The organism is Riemerella anatipestifer (genome assembly GCF_009663465.1).
GTDB classification, from domain to species: Bacteria; Bacteroidota; Bacteroidia; order Flavobacteriales; family Weeksellaceae; genus Riemerella; species Riemerella anatipestifer_C.
In genome coordinates this window covers 125912-142432 of sequence record NZ_QXHU01000003.1, presented here as the reverse complement: position 1 = coordinate 142432, position 16521 = coordinate 125912, and the positions used below count along the sequence as shown (strand labels likewise).

At 35.5% G+C, this 16521-nt stretch carries 13 protein-coding genes; 10 read left to right on the top strand and 3 right to left on the bottom strand.

Annotated features, from left to right (window positions below):
* The first annotated feature begins 18 nt into the window (after positions 1–18).
* From gldL to D1003_RS05090, 4 genes are all read left to right on the top strand, one after another.
* On the top strand, positions 19–702 hold the full coding sequence (gene gldL, locus D1003_RS05105; RefSeq protein WP_014937301.1) for a gliding motility protein GldL: 684 nt from the start codon (positions 19–21) through the stop codon (positions 700–702).
* A gap of 49 nt (positions 703–751) precedes the next feature.
* Entirely contained in the window at positions 752–2311 is a 1560-nt protein-coding gene (gene gldM / locus D1003_RS05100; protein ID WP_153935993.1) for a gliding motility protein GldM, read from the top strand.
* 57 nt (positions 2312–2368) lie between these two features.
* A complete protein-coding gene (gldN, locus tag D1003_RS05095) occupies positions 2369–3283 on the top strand; it encodes a gliding motility protein GldN (RefSeq protein WP_153935992.1) in 915 nt (304 codons plus the stop codon).
* Between the two features lie 87 nt (positions 3284–3370).
* On the top strand, positions 3371–4417 hold the full coding sequence (locus tag D1003_RS05090) for an FAD-binding oxidoreductase (protein ID WP_153935991.1): 1047 nt from the start codon (positions 3371–3373) through the stop codon (positions 4415–4417).
* Between the two features lie 75 nt (positions 4418–4492).
* Here D1003_RS05090 and D1003_RS05085 read toward each other — a convergent pair whose 3' ends face one another.
* Entirely contained in the window at positions 4493–5710 is a 1218-nt protein-coding gene (locus tag D1003_RS05085) for a hypothetical protein (protein ID WP_014937297.1), read from the bottom strand.
* A 37-nt stretch (positions 5711–5747) separates the two neighbouring features.
* Entirely contained in the window at positions 5748–8360 is a 2613-nt protein-coding gene (locus D1003_RS05080; RefSeq protein ID WP_260393331.1) for a TonB-dependent receptor plug domain-containing protein, read from the bottom strand.
* A 202-nt stretch (positions 8361–8562) separates the two neighbouring features.
* On the opposite strand from D1003_RS05080, the gene D1003_RS05075 reads away from it, so the two are divergent.
* From D1003_RS05075 to D1003_RS05065, 3 genes are all read left to right on the top strand, one after another.
* Positions 8563–9240, top strand: a complete 678-nt coding sequence (locus D1003_RS05075) for a response regulator transcription factor (RefSeq protein WP_153935990.1) — start codon at positions 8563–8565, stop codon at positions 9238–9240.
* Between the two features lie 7 nt (positions 9241–9247).
* On the top strand, positions 9248–10273 hold the full coding sequence (locus tag D1003_RS05070) for a cell wall metabolism sensor histidine kinase WalK (RefSeq protein WP_153935989.1): 1026 nt from the start codon (positions 9248–9250) through the stop codon (positions 10271–10273).
* 78 nt (positions 10274–10351) lie between these two features.
* Positions 10352–11011 carry a YceI family protein gene (locus D1003_RS05065; protein ID WP_079207682.1) on the top strand — a complete coding sequence of 220 codons (660 nt, stop codon included), beginning with the start codon at positions 10352–10354 and terminating at the stop codon, positions 11009–11011.
* A 56-nt stretch (positions 11012–11067) separates the two neighbouring features.
* Here the strand turns inward: D1003_RS05065 and mfd are convergent, their stop codons facing one another.
* Positions 11068–14427 carry a transcription-repair coupling factor gene (gene mfd / locus D1003_RS05060; RefSeq protein ID WP_153935988.1) on the bottom strand — a complete coding sequence of 1120 codons (3360 nt, stop codon included), beginning with the start codon at positions 14425–14427 and terminating at the stop codon, positions 11068–11070.
* Positions 14428–14627: 200 nt separating this feature from the next.
* Here mfd and ruvX point away from each other — a divergent pair, with 200 nt between their 5' ends.
* The 3 genes from ruvX to D1003_RS05045 are packed head-to-tail and all read left to right on the top strand — an operon-like array spanning position 14628 to position 16060.
* The gene (ruvX, locus tag D1003_RS05055; protein ID WP_153935987.1) at positions 14628–15041 is read left to right on the top strand and encodes a Holliday junction resolvase RuvX; all 414 of its coding nucleotides are present in this window, start codon (positions 14628–14630) and stop codon (positions 15039–15041) included.
* Positions 15038–15610: a peptide deformylase gene (def, locus tag D1003_RS05050; protein WP_014937289.1), complete on the top strand. Its 573-nt coding sequence runs from the start codon at positions 15038–15040 to the stop codon at positions 15608–15610. Before ruvX ends, def begins: the two co-directional genes overlap by 4 nt.
* A gap of 27 nt (positions 15611–15637) precedes the next feature.
* The gene (locus tag D1003_RS05045; RefSeq protein WP_014937288.1) at positions 15638–16060 is read left to right on the top strand and encodes a DUF5606 domain-containing protein; all 423 of its coding nucleotides are present in this window, start codon (positions 15638–15640) and stop codon (positions 16058–16060) included.
* The last annotated feature ends 461 nt before the right edge of the window (positions 16061–16521 follow it).

The window sequence follows — 16521 nt, the reverse complement described above, 5'->3', positions numbered from 1 at the left end:
TAATATTTTTTTTACATCATGAAACTAAGTGATAAAACTTTAAATTTCATCTACTCGGTAGGTGCTTCTGTGGTAATTTTAGGGGCGTTTTTTAAAATGACTCACACTACTTTTGGTGGCTTAATAAATCCCACATGGATTTTAGGGGCAGGGTTGATTACCGAGGCTCTTATATTTCTACTATATGCTTTTAATCCGCCTACTGAAGAATCTAAGTATGCTTGGGAGAATGTATATCCAGAATTATTAGACGCTAATGCTCAGCCTAAACCGAGAAAAAATGTAGTAGAACAGACACAAGAAATAAAGCAATTAGAAGTGTCTCTTTCTGAGAAATTGGATAAGATGCTGAAGGAAGCTAATTTAGATGTTCAATTATTTGAAAGACTTAGAACAGGGATAGATAAATTTTCTGCATCTGTAGATCAGATTAATCAGACTGTAGATGTGTCCTCTTCTACTCAGAAATATAATGATCAGCTTACATTGGCGGCAAGTCATTTGGAAAGTATGAATGCACTTTATGCACTACAGTTAGAGCATGGCAAAGCTCAATCAGAATATCATCAAAAATATGTTTCTGATTTACAAAAATCAGTAGAGCAGTCGGAGAAATTTAATCAAGAATTAGACGGGCTTACAGCTAACCTTAATAATCTTAATAGAGTTTATGGAGGTATGCTGAATGCAATGAAAGGATAAGATTTTCTTTTTCAAAGTTTTAATCTATTTTTAACACTAAAAAACTAAAATGGCAAAGGAAAAATTATCACCGCGTCAGAAGATGATCACCTTGATGTATCTAGTTTTTATTGCGATGCTTGCAATGCAGATAGATCAAGAGATTATACGCTCTTATAATGACACAAAAGATACTTTGAGTCAAGCAACGCTATTAACTCAATCCAAGAATAAAATATTTGAAGAAACTCTTCGCCAAAAGGCGGAAAATTCTCCAGAGTCTTTTTCTCAACCTTATGAACAATACAAATTATTGAAGGAAAAGATAGATGCTTTGGTAAAGTTTATAGAGGCTTCTAAAACAGAAATGCAGAAGTTTGCAGGTCAAGATATGGCTTCTAAAGAATTTAATTTTAATGCTTTAAATAATACTGATGCTTCTACGCTTTACTTTTTCGATAAGGCAAATGAAGCTAGTCCAAGTAAAAATGCAGAGAAGTTGAAGACTTTGATGGGGGAGGTTAGAGATTTGGTTTTGAAAATTTTTCCTAAAAACTCCCAGAATGAAGCTATTATAGAAAGAGCTAACAGTTCTTTTAATGCTAGTATTGGTACGAATAGTATTAAAAAGGATTGGTTAGTTTCTAAATTTTATAATCAGCCATTGGTAGCTGCATTAGCTAACTTGGAGGTGTTGCAGTCTGAAGCTAGAAATCTACAATCAGATGCTTTGGCTAATATGCTTAAAGAGAAAGTAGATGCGGATATTAAGTTTAATGCATTTGAAGCTATTGTTGCTGCACCGACGGTTGTTTTGCAAGGAGATAAAGCAGAGGCTAAGATTGTTGTTGGTACTTATGCAAGTTCTGTTCCTGGTATGTCTATATCTGGTGTAGATAGAATGGCTAATGGTCAAGGTTTTAAAAGTCTTAATACAGCGAGTGTAGGTGACTTTAAATTTAATGGAGAAATTACATTTTTAGATGCTAATCAGAAGCCAATAAGATTACCTTTTTCACATTCTTATCGCGTTATTGCTGGTGCTAAGGAAGTAGCATTGCAAAGCGGAGCTGTAGTTTCTGCTGACAAGATGAATGTACTTTATAGGGGAGTAGATAATCCTATTTCTGCATCTATGCTAGGTGTTGATAATGCGTCAGTAAAATTATCTGCTGCTGGAGCTTCTGTATCTGGAGGTAAAGGCAAATGGATTATCCGTCCAGGAGCTGGTAATTTGGTAAATATTACAGTTACGGGTACTTTGCCTAATGGTAAAGCTACTACAGCTTCATTCCCGTTCAGAGTGAAAAGTGTTCCTGCTCCGCAAGGGGAAATTAGAGGACAGAATGTGGTTTCTATGCCTGCAAGTTCTATTAAAAATCAAACTATATCTGCCGCAATTCCAGATTTTGAATTTCCTGTAAGTTTTACAGTAACTGGATTTAGAGTGAAAATACCAGGTAAGGCAGCTAGTTTTATCAGCGGTAATAGTTTGAGTTCGGTAGCAGCACAGACAGCTAACTTGCGTTCTGGCGATGTAGTTTATGTTTATGATATACAAGCTACGGCTAGTGGTTTGGGTGGACAAATGCTTAAGAACATTTCTCCGGTGGTAATAAATGTTCAATAAATTTATAAGATTGAGTATTCCTTATTTTTATTAAGGAAAAATAAAATAATAGTATCAATGAAAAAAATCATTTTTAGTACTTTCATATTAGCTTCTAGTTTTGCTTGGGGGCAGAATATTCTTAATGCAAAATCTCCAGAAGAATTTCGCAAATTAAGAGAGGGGAATCAAGCTCAGAAAGGAGATGAAATAGTGTCTACGGAGGTTAAACCTTTAGATTATGGTTACATAGAAGATAAGGATATCCTTAGAAGTATGGTAGTGTGGGAAATTATTGATATGAATGAAAAAATCAATCAGCCTTTCTACCATAATTCTGATGGTTTGGTTTCGCAGAATAAATCTCTCTATCAGCTATTGTTAGATGGTATTAATAGCGGTAAAATAAAGGAGGTCTATGATGATGAGATGTTTACGACTAGACTAAAACCTGAAGAAATACAACAAAGGATGAGTAGAGTGGTAACTTCAGACTGGCTCATTGATAAGATTAACAGTGGAGAAAAAGTATCTGAGGAAGATAAGAAAGCAGGCACAGATGTTTATGAAACGAAGTCTGAACAGGTTAAGTTGTTGAAAATAAAAGGTATGTGGTATATTGATAGAAGAGATGGACAAATGAAATATCGTCTTCTTGGAATAGCAGCTATGGGACCAGATCCACAAACTATGGGACAACAATTTGCTGATAAGGAGGAGTTTATAGATCTTTTTTGGGTGTTTTATCCAGATGCTAGGCAGATTACGGCAAATGCTAGAGTTTTTAATAATAAAAATTTGTCTTCTGATATTAGTTTTGATGATATTCTTAATGCGAGAAGGTTCTCTTCTATCATTTACAAGTCTGAAAATGGATTAGGAAGTGGGGTAATTAAGGATTACATTCCCAATGATGCAGAGGCTCAGTTGGAAGAAAGTGAAAGAATTAAAAACCAAATATTAGAAATGGAAAATGATATGTGGAATTACTAGATTTTAAACGTTCCGTGTATGTTTTTGTATCATAATAAAACCTGAGTTCATAAGCTCAGGTTTTGTGTTTAAAACGAAAAAGATTTTATGAAAAATGTAGAATATATTATTGTAGGAGATGGCTATGCTGGATTATTTTTTGCTCATCAATTATTGAAAAATAATCACTCTTTTGTTTTATTTTCAGATGGTGAAAAAGGAGCTTCTCAAGTATCGGCTGGCATTGTAAACCCTGTAGTTCTTAAGAAGTTTACCACTTTTTGGAAGGCTAATGAGCAGATAGAATTTCTTACAGATACAATAAAGGAAATAGAAGCTTATACAGGTACAAATTATTTAATAGAAGCCCCTATACATAGGATATTTCATGACGAATCTGAGAGAGAATTGTGGAAGAAAAAAAGGCTAGAGAAGGAAGATTTGAAGCCTTTTTTGAGTGATGATTTCTATACATTAGAAAATGTAGAAAATCCTTTTGAGACAGGTAAAGTATTGAGGTCTTCAAGGCTAAATGTACCTTTGTTTTTTAGTGATTATTTACACTATTTGGAGCGTCAAAATAAATTGATAAAGGAACGATTTGATTATAATCAAATTGATGTGGAAAATAATAAATATAAAGATTGGATTTATAAAAAGGTTGTTTTTGCGGAGGGGATAGGCGTTAAAAATAATCCTTTTTTTAGGGATATTATGGTAAATCCAAATAAAGGGCATCATCTTAAAGTAAAACTTTCTAAAGAGCTATACTCTGATGTTACTATTAAGAAAAAACATTTTTTATTTCCTTTAGAAGATACTAACTCTTTCTACTATGGAGGAACCTATGATAGAGATAATACTGATGAGAAAATAGACACTAAGGCCGTAGAACAACTCAAAAACGGGCTTAGAGAATTTTATCCGTTTGATTTTGAAATACAAGAGGTTTGTTATGGTTTTAGACCTACAGTTAAGGATAGAAGACCTATTTTGGGAGCTCACGAGGTATATTCTAATTTGTATGTTTTTAATGGATTAGGGGCAAGGGGGATTCTCAATGGTAGCTATTTTTCTAAAATATTATACGATTTTACTCAAACTCAAATAGAATTGCCTAAGGAAGTTAATGGTTTACGTTTTTTAGCTAAATAAAAGTTAGCTATCCCAATTTGGGGTAGCTAACTTTTTTACAATGAAAAACTTAATTTTAGTACTTAGTAGTATATTTTACTTTAAAGCCTTTAATAAGTCCACTCCATCTACATTTGCCCACGCTCCAGAAACTAGATTTACCTTCTTAACCGAAGAATCAGAAGTGAAACTTGCTGGGTTATCATTGGCGTAACCATAGCCCCACACAGCAGGATTAGATGAGTTTAGATAGTTGATAGGTGTTACTTTAATATTGTTGGTAGCCACTTGATCGTTTTGGGTATCTTTATCTTGGATAAGTACCGCATAGGCTTTCTTCCCATTGTTATCCTTGTATCCGTCTATATAAACATTTTTGAATATTCCAGAGCCTTGTTTTTTGAACTGGATAGCAGAGATTTCTGTAGAGCCTTCTACTTCAGGTTTAGTACCAGCTTCTCTAATAAGTGTGATACCATTAATTTTAGGAGCTGTATTATTTTTATTAGAAGAGGCTTCTATCTCCATACCAAAGTTACCTACTTTCGTTTGGTACGCAAACCAATTAGAATTGTTTTGTCCAGACCAGCCATCTTGCCAGTCGAAAGAGTCATCAAAGTTTCCATAAGAAACAAGGTTAGTAGCACTTACTGTACCTCCGAAGAACTCAAATCCGTCGTCTGTTCCTTTATAAGCGACTAGATTCTCTAGTATAGTACCCGCTCCAACAGAATAGAAAGTCATAGAGTTGTTTTCAGATTTTCCGTCTCCGATTTTTTTACCTCCATATTCTACTCTTACAAATTTCATTACACCAGAATTGTCGTTGGCATCATCACCTCCATACTGCAAATTATTACCGTCTTCAGAAATAGCAGTTTTGTTACCATTTGCGGCAATTATGGGGGCTTTACCATAGATTGAAATTCCACCCCAGTCTCCAGGGATTTTGGTATTAGAAGTAAATACGATAGGGTTATCAGCAGTACCTTGTGCATTGATTTTAGCACCCTGCAGAATTACTAAGCTAGTATCGTTAGAAGAATTGGCAGTAAATACAGCTCCTGGTTCTATGGTAAGTGTAACTCCGCTAGCTACTTTTACCACACCGTCTAGAGTATAGTTACCTTTTTTGATTAGGAGGTCTTTAGTAATAGTACCGTTAAGGCTTCCAGAACCTTCCATTACACTTCCAGTAGTATTTTCTATTTTGGTACTTGTGGAAGCATCGTTGTCCTCACGAATGTCTATAGTACAAGAAGTTACGGATAGTACAAGTGCTAAAGAGCATAATGATAAAAGATGTTTTTTCATTTTTATTAGATTAAATTATTGATTTTTTTGATTCAAATTAAAAAGTATATTCTACTGAAAGATTAAAGTTAGTTCCTCTTCTATAGTCTGTATGTACGAAGCTATCTGCTCTTACTTCTACATCGCTGTTATTACCATACTCCAATCTGTATTGAGTATTGAGTATATTGATGATACTGAATTTAGTCTTCCATTGTTTAGAAAGTTCTTTTTGGTAAACAAAATCTAACTTATGGAAAGGTCTTTCATAAATATGATCTACTCCGATTGATCCTAGTGTATGGATTTTAGAACCAGAAACATTATACACCAAAGATGCTGTTTGAGTTAAATTCTTTGCATTCTTTGTCTCGTATTTCAAATCTGCATTTAGAGTCCACGGTGCGGCACCTTGTAAACCTCTTTTTAATCCTTTTTGTCTGTCGGATTCTTGTTCTTTTTGTAGGCTACTACGCTTAACATCAGAGTACATTAAGGTAGCGTTTGTGCCTAGTGAGAAAGGAGAAAGGCTTTCTGAAATTCTTTTTAGATTGATGATTCCTTCTAACTCTATACCTGCTAGATTGGCTTCGGTGGCATTGAAAAAGGTAATGGTTTGTCCATTAGAATTTGCCGATGCAGTGTAGGATTTTTCTATAGCATTTACGATTTTCTTTCCGAAGATACCAAAAGCAAACATTTCGTCTTTCGTAGGAAATAGCTCATACTTAAGGTCAAAGTTATAGTTTTCACTATTGGTAAGTTTGGGGTTACCTAGTATATTTTCGTTGTTAGGGTTGATATAGGTAATTGGCATATACTCTATTAAGATAGGTCTAGTAATAGTTTTACTGAAAGCAAATCTTAAGTTAGTTTTAGAGTTTAGCTCTTTTTTAACTGATACTGAAGGTAATAGATAGTACTGATTTCTAGTAAGGTTTAGAAAAGGTCCATTGATGGAGTTGGAAAGTTCTTTGTACCTCGTGATATTCATATTGTTTTCTATTCTACCACCTAAAATAATGTCCCAAGTATCGTTTGGTTTATAGTTGATGCTAGTATATCCTGCATTTACAAACTGATAAATATTGTTTCTGTACACTACATTAGAGCCTTCTCTGTAATTAAAGAATCCGTTGAGCGTAGATTGGTTAAAGGTATCTTGTGGTGTATCTGGGTTTATAATAACTGTTCTTCCACTCGGTGAAACATTATTATTAAATACAGAATAGATAAATCTGTACGAAGTACTTCTTCTATCCATAAAACCATTATATCCCAAACTTAGTTCTATAGGGTAAGATTTTCTATCATTTTTTTCACCTAAACTCAATTTATACTCTGCGAAAGCGGAAAGATAATTTTTACCATTCACATCTAGGTATTGGCGGATAAGGTTATTTCCTCCGTAACTTAGCCTTATTCTATCATAGTCATGAGGAGTTTCAGGAATTCCTGAAAATATCTTTCTATCAGGCTGTTGGTAAATGTTGTTTACCCAGCTACCACCAGCTTTTATAAGGTGTCTTTTGCCTAATTTTTGGGAAGCGATAAGTTGTATATCTGTAAATCTAGAAATATCCTGTTGGTTCACACGGAACAGACCTTCCCCAGAGTTTCCTTGGTCCACGTACCCAATATTATCTTGTATAATGTTGGTGGAATTTTGTAAGAATATCGCATTCAACATTACATCTGTACCTTTGTTCTTGTAGCCTAATCCCACTAATACAGAAGACTCGGTTTCATATTCATATTCTTTTTGGTAGAGTTTGTTGTTATAGGTAATGTTAGACCCCGAAAATAAGAATAGGTTATTATGCCCTTCTTGGTATTGATATTTATTGGACTGATTTAAGGATAAAAGCAACCCTATTCTACCAGAACCAGCCTTAAAACGCTGTGCGGTAGTGAAAGAGAGCCCTGTATTGGGTAATGCCTTTATATTATCTACATTCCAAGAATCTTTAAAAGAAGAAACAGACTGTTGCCCATTGAAAATATAATTAGATGGGCGGAAGCCTCTCACTTCGTTAGGTAGTTGCCTATTTTTAGAATTAAGACCTAGATAACCATTGATAGTATTGGCATTTTCATTGATTTTAAATTTGTCTCTAAAAGTAGTTTGGCTGTTAAATCCCACACTAAACTCTACTTTTGTAAAAGGTTTATCATAAGTTAATGTTTCTATATCAAAAGTAGCCCCAGCAAAGTCGGCGTAAAGATCACTATTAAAGGTTTTATAGATATTTAGCTTCCCTACGACATCGGTTGGGAACTGTTTTAGAGCAATAATTTTTTGGAATGGGTTGTTAGATGGGGAGCCTAATCCGTTTATAAGTAGAGTGTTGTATCTTTCTTCTAACCCTCTTACAAATAACCCTTTACCTTCCACGGTATTCACTCCAGTGATTTTGGTTAAACTTTGTTCTACATTAGAAATACCCTTCCTAGAAATTTCTTCAGAACCCATGGCTTGTACCTGAACGCTAGATTTTTTAACAGCCTGCAATACTGCAGTTTCAGTTTTTTTGTTAATAGTGGCTTTCAGTTGGACACCATCTATTTTCTTTTCATTTTTAATACTGTCTTTTTTAGCTTCCTGTCCCAAGACGAATGTAGTGGAGGAACACAAGAACAAAACAGCAAGACTAAGCCTGTTATACTTCATTTTTAAACTTATTAGATATTCGTTTTTCTGGTGCAAAGAAATTACATTGTAATCTTAAATAGAGTTTCGGAAAGTTTAATTTTGTATTAAATAATATTTAACAAATGATGGTGTATATTAACTTTATGTTAAGAACTGGAAGTGTGTTAATTTTAAGTTAAAAAATAACTAAATTTGAATCCCTAACTAATAAAAACTAAAAATGAAAGGTAAAAGGATACTCCTAATAGATGATGAGCCTGATATTTTGGAAATTATTTCCTACAACCTAAAGAAAGAAGGATATGAAGTACACACTGCCAATAACGGAAATGAAGGTATAGAGAAAGCTAAAGAGATACTCCCACACCTTATTCTTCTTGATGTTATGATGCCTGATAAAGATGGTATAGAAACTTGTCAAGAGATTAGAAAAATAAATATATTGGACGGTTGCCTCATTGTATTCCTATCTGCAAGAGGTGAGGAGTTTTCACAGTTGGCGGGGTATCAAGCAGGAGCAAACGATTATATCGTAAAGCTCATTAAACCTAAGGTGCTTATTTCTAAGGTAAATGCTCTAATGAGTCTTACGCAACAAGTAGAAGAGAAAAATAAAATCTTAAAAGTAGGGCAGCTAATTATTGATAGAGATAATTTTAAAGTAACTAAAGGCGATGAAAGTTTTATTTTACCTAAAAAAGAGTTTGATTTGTTGAATCTTTTGGCGTCTAATACAGAAAAGGTATTTAAGAGAGAGGAAATCTTAGAAAAGGTATGGGGGAACGATGTGGTGGTAGGAGAACGCACAATAGATGTTCATATCCGAAGATTAAGAGAAAAATTAGGCTCCAAAAGCATTCAAACACTTAAGGGGATTGGTTATAAATTAATTATCTAGGGTGAAAATGAAGCCTAATTCGCTTAGTATTATAGCATCTTTATGCCTTACAGGGGCTATGGGGTTGGTGGTTTTTGCGTTTGAATATGTAAAGACCAAAGATTGGTTTTATAATACCAATTTTATTATTGTATTGTTTTTTGTGTTGTCGGTTATATTCTTTATCAATTATGCTATTGTTAGTTTTTTATTTAGGTTTTATGGTAAAGAAAAGATAAGGCAAATCTCTACTATTCTACCAGATGAAATTGCTACCGAAGACGAGAATATCAATTTTAAAGAACTAGGCGAACGAATTTCTGGACTTAGCGAAAAGGCAAGTTCAGAAATTGATATGATGAAGGAGATGGAACGTTACCGTAAAGAGTACATAGGCAATATATCACACGAACTCAAAACGCCACTATTTTCTATACAGAGTTATGTGGGAACTCTGATAGATGGCGGTGTAGAGGACTTAGAGATAAGAGATAAATATCTGCATCGTATAGATAAATCTTTAGATAGATTGATGAATATCGTTAAAGATTTGGATATGATTAACCGCTTTGAAAGTGGCGAAATAACCCTTGAATTTGTGAGATTTGACATCAATACTTTGGTGAAAGAAATCTTTGATTTTTTAGATATAGAAGCTCAAAAGAAAGGGACACAACTAAGCCTTAAAAGTAGTGGAGCTATATGGGTTTTGGCAGATAAACAAAAAATATCACAAGTTTTACTCAATTTAGTTTCTAATGCAATACATTATGCTAATAGAGAGAAAGCGGTGGTAGAAGTCGTTACTTCGGTTCATAGAGATAAGGCGGTGGTAGAGGTCAAAGACAACGGTATGGGGATAAAACCAGAGATACTTCCTCGTGTTTTTGAACGTTTTTACCGTGTAGAGAGTAGTCGAAACAGAAGGGAAGGAGGTTCTGGTTTGGGATTAGCCATTGTAAAGCATATTTTAGAAGCACACGGGCAAAGTATAGAGGCTAAAAGCGTCTATTTGAATGGAGCCAGCTTTATTTTTACCTTAGATAAGGCTTAGCATAAGAACCGTTTGTTTGCAGGTTTGAGCAAAAAGTCTTACATTAGCCCTATTCTAATATCATAAATACAAAGCACAATGAAGAAAAACATTTTAAGTTTATTAGTGGCTGCAAGCGTAGGGTTGTTAACATTAAACTCTTGTGGAAAAGATAAACCTCTTACTAGTGAGTCTAATGAAGTTACTACTACCAACGAAGGACAAGCATATGTCTTAGATACAGCAACCAGTAAGATAGAGTGGAAAGGCTATAAGGTGGTGAAATCTGATAATACCAGTCACTTTGGAGATATTAAATTTGAAAGTGGAGAAATTACTGTAAAAGACGGAAAGCTAGAGAGTGGGAAATTCGTGGCGAATATGAATACTTTAGCCAATAGAGATATTACAGATGATGCAGAGAAATCAGCTAAATTAGATGGTCATCTTAAGAATGAGGATTTCTTTGAGGTAGAAAAATTCCCAACATCATCTTTTGAAATCACTAAGGTTACAGAAGCTACCGAAGGAGATTATAACACTCTTTTAGATGGTAATCTTACCATTAAAGGAATTACAAAACCGGTACAATTTAAAGCTAATGTAAAGGTGGAGGAAGGCAAAGTAAGCATTAAAACTGAACCTACCGATATTAAGAGAGAAGATTTTGGAGTTAAATTCCAAATGCCTGTGGCTAATGGAGTTATTAAAAACGAAGTAACTGTACATGTGAGTATAGATGCTTCTCAATTAAAATAAATATTACTTTTTTAAAGGTTAAAAAGATGCCTCAGAATATTCTGAGGCATTTTCATTTAATTGAGTATAGCTTGTAGGAGTTCATTCACTTCATCTACATCGTTAATATGCTCTTTTCTCATCATAAGCTGGTTGCCCTCTGCCGAATGTTTTTCTTTAAGACTTGCCTTTTGAGGATTTTGGCTTAGATACTGAATAATCTTTTTAAACTTTTCGGTTTGGTAAAATTTGTCTTGCGGATTACTAGGGAAATAGCCTAAGAAGATGCCATTTTTCATTATAATCTTTTCAAAACCAATAGCTGCAGCTAGCCATTTTAATTCCACTGATTTTAGTAGGTTAATGGCTTCTTCTGGCAATGGACCAAAACGGTCTTCTAGTTCTGCCTCAAAGCGTTTTAGCTCCTCTTTATTATTTATTTCTGAAAGTTTTTGGTAGAGGCTTAGTCGCTCCTCTGTGCTACTTACATAGGAGTCGGGTAGCATCAGTTCCAAATCGGTATCAATATTAACATCTTTGGAAGACTTGAACAGTTTTTTGCGGTCTGCTTCGTTTTCAAAAAGACTTTCAAACTCGGCATCGTTTTGTAGTTCTTCTAGTGCTTCTTGCATTATTTTTTGATAAGTTTCAAAACCCATCTCGTTGATAAATCCACTTTGTTCTGCACCAAGCAAATCACCCGCACCACGAATTTCAAGGTCTTTCATTGCGATTTGGAAACCACTGCCTAAATCGGAAAACTGCTCTATGGCTTCAAGGCGTTTTCTGGCATCAGAAGTTACCATATCAAAAGGTGGTGTAATGAGGTAACAAAAGGCTTTTCGGTTGCTTCTTCCTACTCGCCCACGCATTTGGTGGACATCTGCCATACCAAACCTTTGGGCATCGTTAATAAAGATAGTATTGGCGTTAGGTACATCTACACCACTTTCCACAATCGTGGTGGAAACCAGTACATCATACCTTCCTTCCATAAAGTCTAATATGTTTTCTTCTAGCTGCTTACCGTCCATTTGTCCGTGTCCTGTAATCACTCTAGCATCGGGGACGAGGCGTTGTATCATTCCCGCAATGTCTTTTAAATTATCAATTCTATTATTGATGAAATAGACCTGCCCATCTCTTTGTAATTCGTAAGAAATGGCATCTCTGATAATTTCCTCATCAAAACCTATGAGTTGAGTTTCCACAGGTTGTCTGTTGGGTGGAGGTGTTTTAATTACGGATAAATCTCTCGCTGCCATTAGCGAAAATTGTAGTGTTCTAGGGATAGGCGTAGCGGTAAGCGTGAGAGTATCTATATTTGCTTTTAAAGTTTTAAGTTTATCTTTTACAGAAACTCCAAACTTATGTTCTTCGTCTATAATGAGAAGCCCTAAATCTTTAAACTTGACTTTATCGGAGGCGAGTTGGTGGGTACCGATGATGATGTCAATTTTACCTTCGGCGAGTTTCTCTAAGGTTTCTCGTTTTTGTTTTGCTGTACGAAAACGATTGAGGTACGAAATATTAACAGGGAAATCTTTAAGCCTTTCAGCAAAACTTCGGTAGTGCTGAAACGCCAAAATGGTTGTCGGTACAAGAACAGCGACTTGTTTACCATCTGTAGCGGCTTTAAAGGCGGCTCTTATAGCCACTTCGGTTTTACCAAATCCTACATCACCACAGACGAGCCTATCCATAATGGTATCGGCTTCCATATCTCGTTTAACATCTAGCGTTGCCTTTTCTTGGTCTGGAGTATCTTCGTAGAGAAAACTAGCCTCTAATTCATTTTGGAGGTAAGTGTCTGGTGTATAGGCGAAGCCTTTGGCGGTTTTCCTTTTAGCGTAAAGTTTTATAAGGTCAAATGCAATTTGTTTAACCTTGGCTTTCGTTTTATTTTTGAGGTTCTTCCACGAAGGAGAGCCTATTTTGGAAAGTGTAATTTCTTTACCTTCGGCACCATTATATTTAGAAATTTTATGCAGGGCGTGTATGCTTACATAGAGTAAATCTCCGTTTTTGTAAGTTAATTTAAAGCATTCTTGAGTTTTACCACCATTGTTTACCTTTACCAGTCCCATAAACTTCCCGATGCCGTGGTCAATATGGGCAATGTAGTCGCCTACTTTTAAAGACATTAAATCTTTAAGCGTGAGTTGTTCCGACTTTGCAAAAGTGTTCTTAGCTCGGTAGCGTTGGTATCTATCAAAAATTTGATGGTCGGTATAGACAAGGATTTGGTGCTGGTGGTCTATAAACCCTTGATGCAGCTCCGATTTGAAAAACTGAAAAGAAATGGCGCTTCCCAAATCTTCAAAAATACTTTTCAGTCGTTCTTTTTGTTTTTCGGAGGAAAATGAAATCCATAAATTAAAGCCTTGCTTTTGTTTTTCTTCTAGGTCTTCTATGAGGAGTTCAAAATTCTTATTAAAACTCGGTTGTGGGTTTTGTTTGAGTTCAATAAAAGGAGCTTGAGGAAGTTGTAACGATTGCGAGGTAAAATCTACTGTTCTAAACTTTTGATAGGTTTTAAAAAATACCTCGTCTGATATAAATAGTTCGTTGGGTTTTTGATGTTTGATGTCGGAGTTGAGTTGGGTATATTTTTCCTCTGCTTTTGTGTAAAAATCTCTGATGTAGTTAAGTCCTAGATAGGCATTTTTAGTAACAATAAAGCTATCTTTTGGCAGTAAGTCTAGGAACGGAACTTTGGTGCCTTGCACTGCAAAATTCATATTAGAAACCAATTGCAGACTTTCTACCTTACTTATGGATAGTTGAGTTTCAATATCAAAAGTTTTGATGCTTTCTACCTCGTTGCCAAAAAAAGTGATACGATAAGGCTTATCATTGGCATAGGAGAATATATCTACAATACCGCCTCTTACGGCAAACTCTCCTGGTTCGGAAACAAAATCGGTTAAGTGAAAATTAAATTGCTCCAATAGTTCGCCTGTAAAATCAAAATCTAGCTGGTCGCCCACCTTAATATGGTGAGAAATGGCTTTAAAATCTTCCTTTTTAAGCACCTTTTCACAAAGGGCAGCGTAGTGGGCTACAATAACTTTTGGCTCTGTATTGGCGTTGAGCTGATTAAGCACTTCGGTTCTTAATACCAAATTGGCATTTTGTGTTTTTTCGGTTTGGTAAGGCTCTAGGTGGGTGGCAGGGAAATAGAGTACCTTATCTTCGCCGAGTAGTTCTTCCAGTTCTGTAGTGGTGTAGTGGGCATCTTCTTTATCATCTACTATAAGGAGGATAGGTTGGTTTCGGGTGAGGAATAGTTCGGCACAGATTAAACTTGGGCTAGAACCCGCCATTCCCTTCACTGAAATGTGCTGATGCTGGGGCAAGGCTTCCAAAATGGAGCTTCCAAATTGATGTTTCAGAAGGAAAGGCAAAAGGCTTTCGTGGATTGGGGACAAAATCATATTACTCAATCTATAATAACAAAGGTATGCTAAAAACAAAGATAACGCTCTAGAGTTTTATTCTAAAGCGTTGCCGAACGCAAAGTTAGTAAATTTTGTCTTACTTTACCGAGAATAGGCAGGTGGGTTTTGATTTATATGCTTAAAAATACCATCGATGTTTAAATATGTTTAAAAAATCATTAAATTTGCACCTCTTTATGGGACAGATATTAGCCATAGATTACGGTAAAGCACGCACGGGTATAGCGGCAACAGATGATATGAAGCTCATCGCTAGTGGGCTTGCCACAGTGCCAACGGGAGAACTTTTGTTATTCTTATCCGAATATATCCGCAGTAATGTTGTAGAAGCTGTGGTTGTAGGCTACCCCGTGGATTTAAAGGGCAATGTCTCTGAAGTAGAAACTTCTATCTTAGAATTTATAGAAAAGTTCAAAACTCAATTTCCAGAGATAGAAGTCCGCCGTTTAGATGAAAGATTTACCTCCAAGATGGCTTCTTTTTTCATCAGTCAAAGCGGGAAAAACAAAAAACAAAGACAAGAAAAAGGACTTATAGATAAAATAAGTGCCACCATAATTTTACAAAATTTTTTAGACCAAAAGAGATGATACTACCAATAAGAGCCTACGGCGACCCTGTACTTAGGAAGAAAGGACAAGACATTACCCCAGATTATCCTAATCTGAAGGAGCTTATCCAAAATATGTTTGAAACTATGGAAGGAGCTCACGGGATAGGGCTTGCAGCACCGCAAATAGGGTTAGATATTAGACTTTTTATTGTAGATGTAAGACCACTGGCAGAAGACGAAGACTACTTAGATATTGCGAATGAGCTTAAAGATTTCAGAAAAGTATTCATCAATGCCAAGATATTAGAAGAAACAGGGGAGGAGTGGAAGTTTAACGAAGGCTGCCTCTCTATACCAGAAGTAAGAGAAGATGTTAAAAGGAAAGACACCATCACGATAGAGTATTACGATGAGGATTTCAAAAAACATACAGAAACTTACTCCGATATTAGAGCAAGAGTTATACAGCACGAGTACGACCACATAGAGGGCATTCTGTTTACCGATAAACTAAGTGCGCTCAAAAAGAAATTAGTGAAAGGGAAACTCAACAAAATATCGGCAGGAGAGGTAAGCGTAAGCTACAAAATGAGATTCCCTAAATAGATTAAAATAAAGATAAAAAACGAAGATATGCTTTTAGAAAAAATTATTTCAATTTCAGGAAAACCAGGGCTTTATAAATTAGTTTCTCAACTTAGAAATGGGTTCATTGTAGAGGATATTACCACTAAGAAGAAGCTAAGCATTTCTAACTCAAGTCAGGTAAGTCTTTTGGATAACATCGCAATGTTCAGTTTTGATAGAGAAGTGCCATTGTTCGAAGTGTTTGAAAATATCGCTAAAAACGAAAATTACGAGCAAACTATCAACCATAAATCTTCGGACGAAGAGCTTAGAGCATTTATGCTAAAATCTCTACCGACCTATGATACAGAGCGAGTGTATGTGTCCGACATTAGAAAATTAGCACAATGGTACAACCTTCTGCAGAAGGCGGGCTACATTACACCAAATAGCTTCGTGAAAGAAGAAGAAAACGAAACAGAAAAATAACCACTATCACAAAAACTTTGCTGAATCTCTTAGCAAAGTTTTTTGTTTAATAGAGCGAGGAGGGAATTTAGGGTTCTAGGCTAAGTCGCCTAGGTTCGTTGGGAAGAGGTTGGGGTTAGATATAAAGTCGTCTAGGTTAAGTTGGAAGTGTTTTGGGTTCTAGACTAAGTCGTCTAGGTTAAATAGGAAGTGATTTAAGCTAAAGACCAAGTCGTCTAGGTTCGTTAGGAAGTAAATGACGTTCTGAACCAAGAGTTCTAGGTTCTAGACCAAGTCCACTAGGTTAAATTGGGAGTATTTGGGTTCTGAACTAATGGGAAAGAAGTGTTTGGTGGCGAATAGGAGCATCAATTCCTACGTTACCAAAAAATCTTCAATAGAATTTAGTTTAGACAATAAAGGATATTGGTAATAGAATTATGTTTTTAGGTAGTTCTACCCCTTTAATATCACTTTGGTAG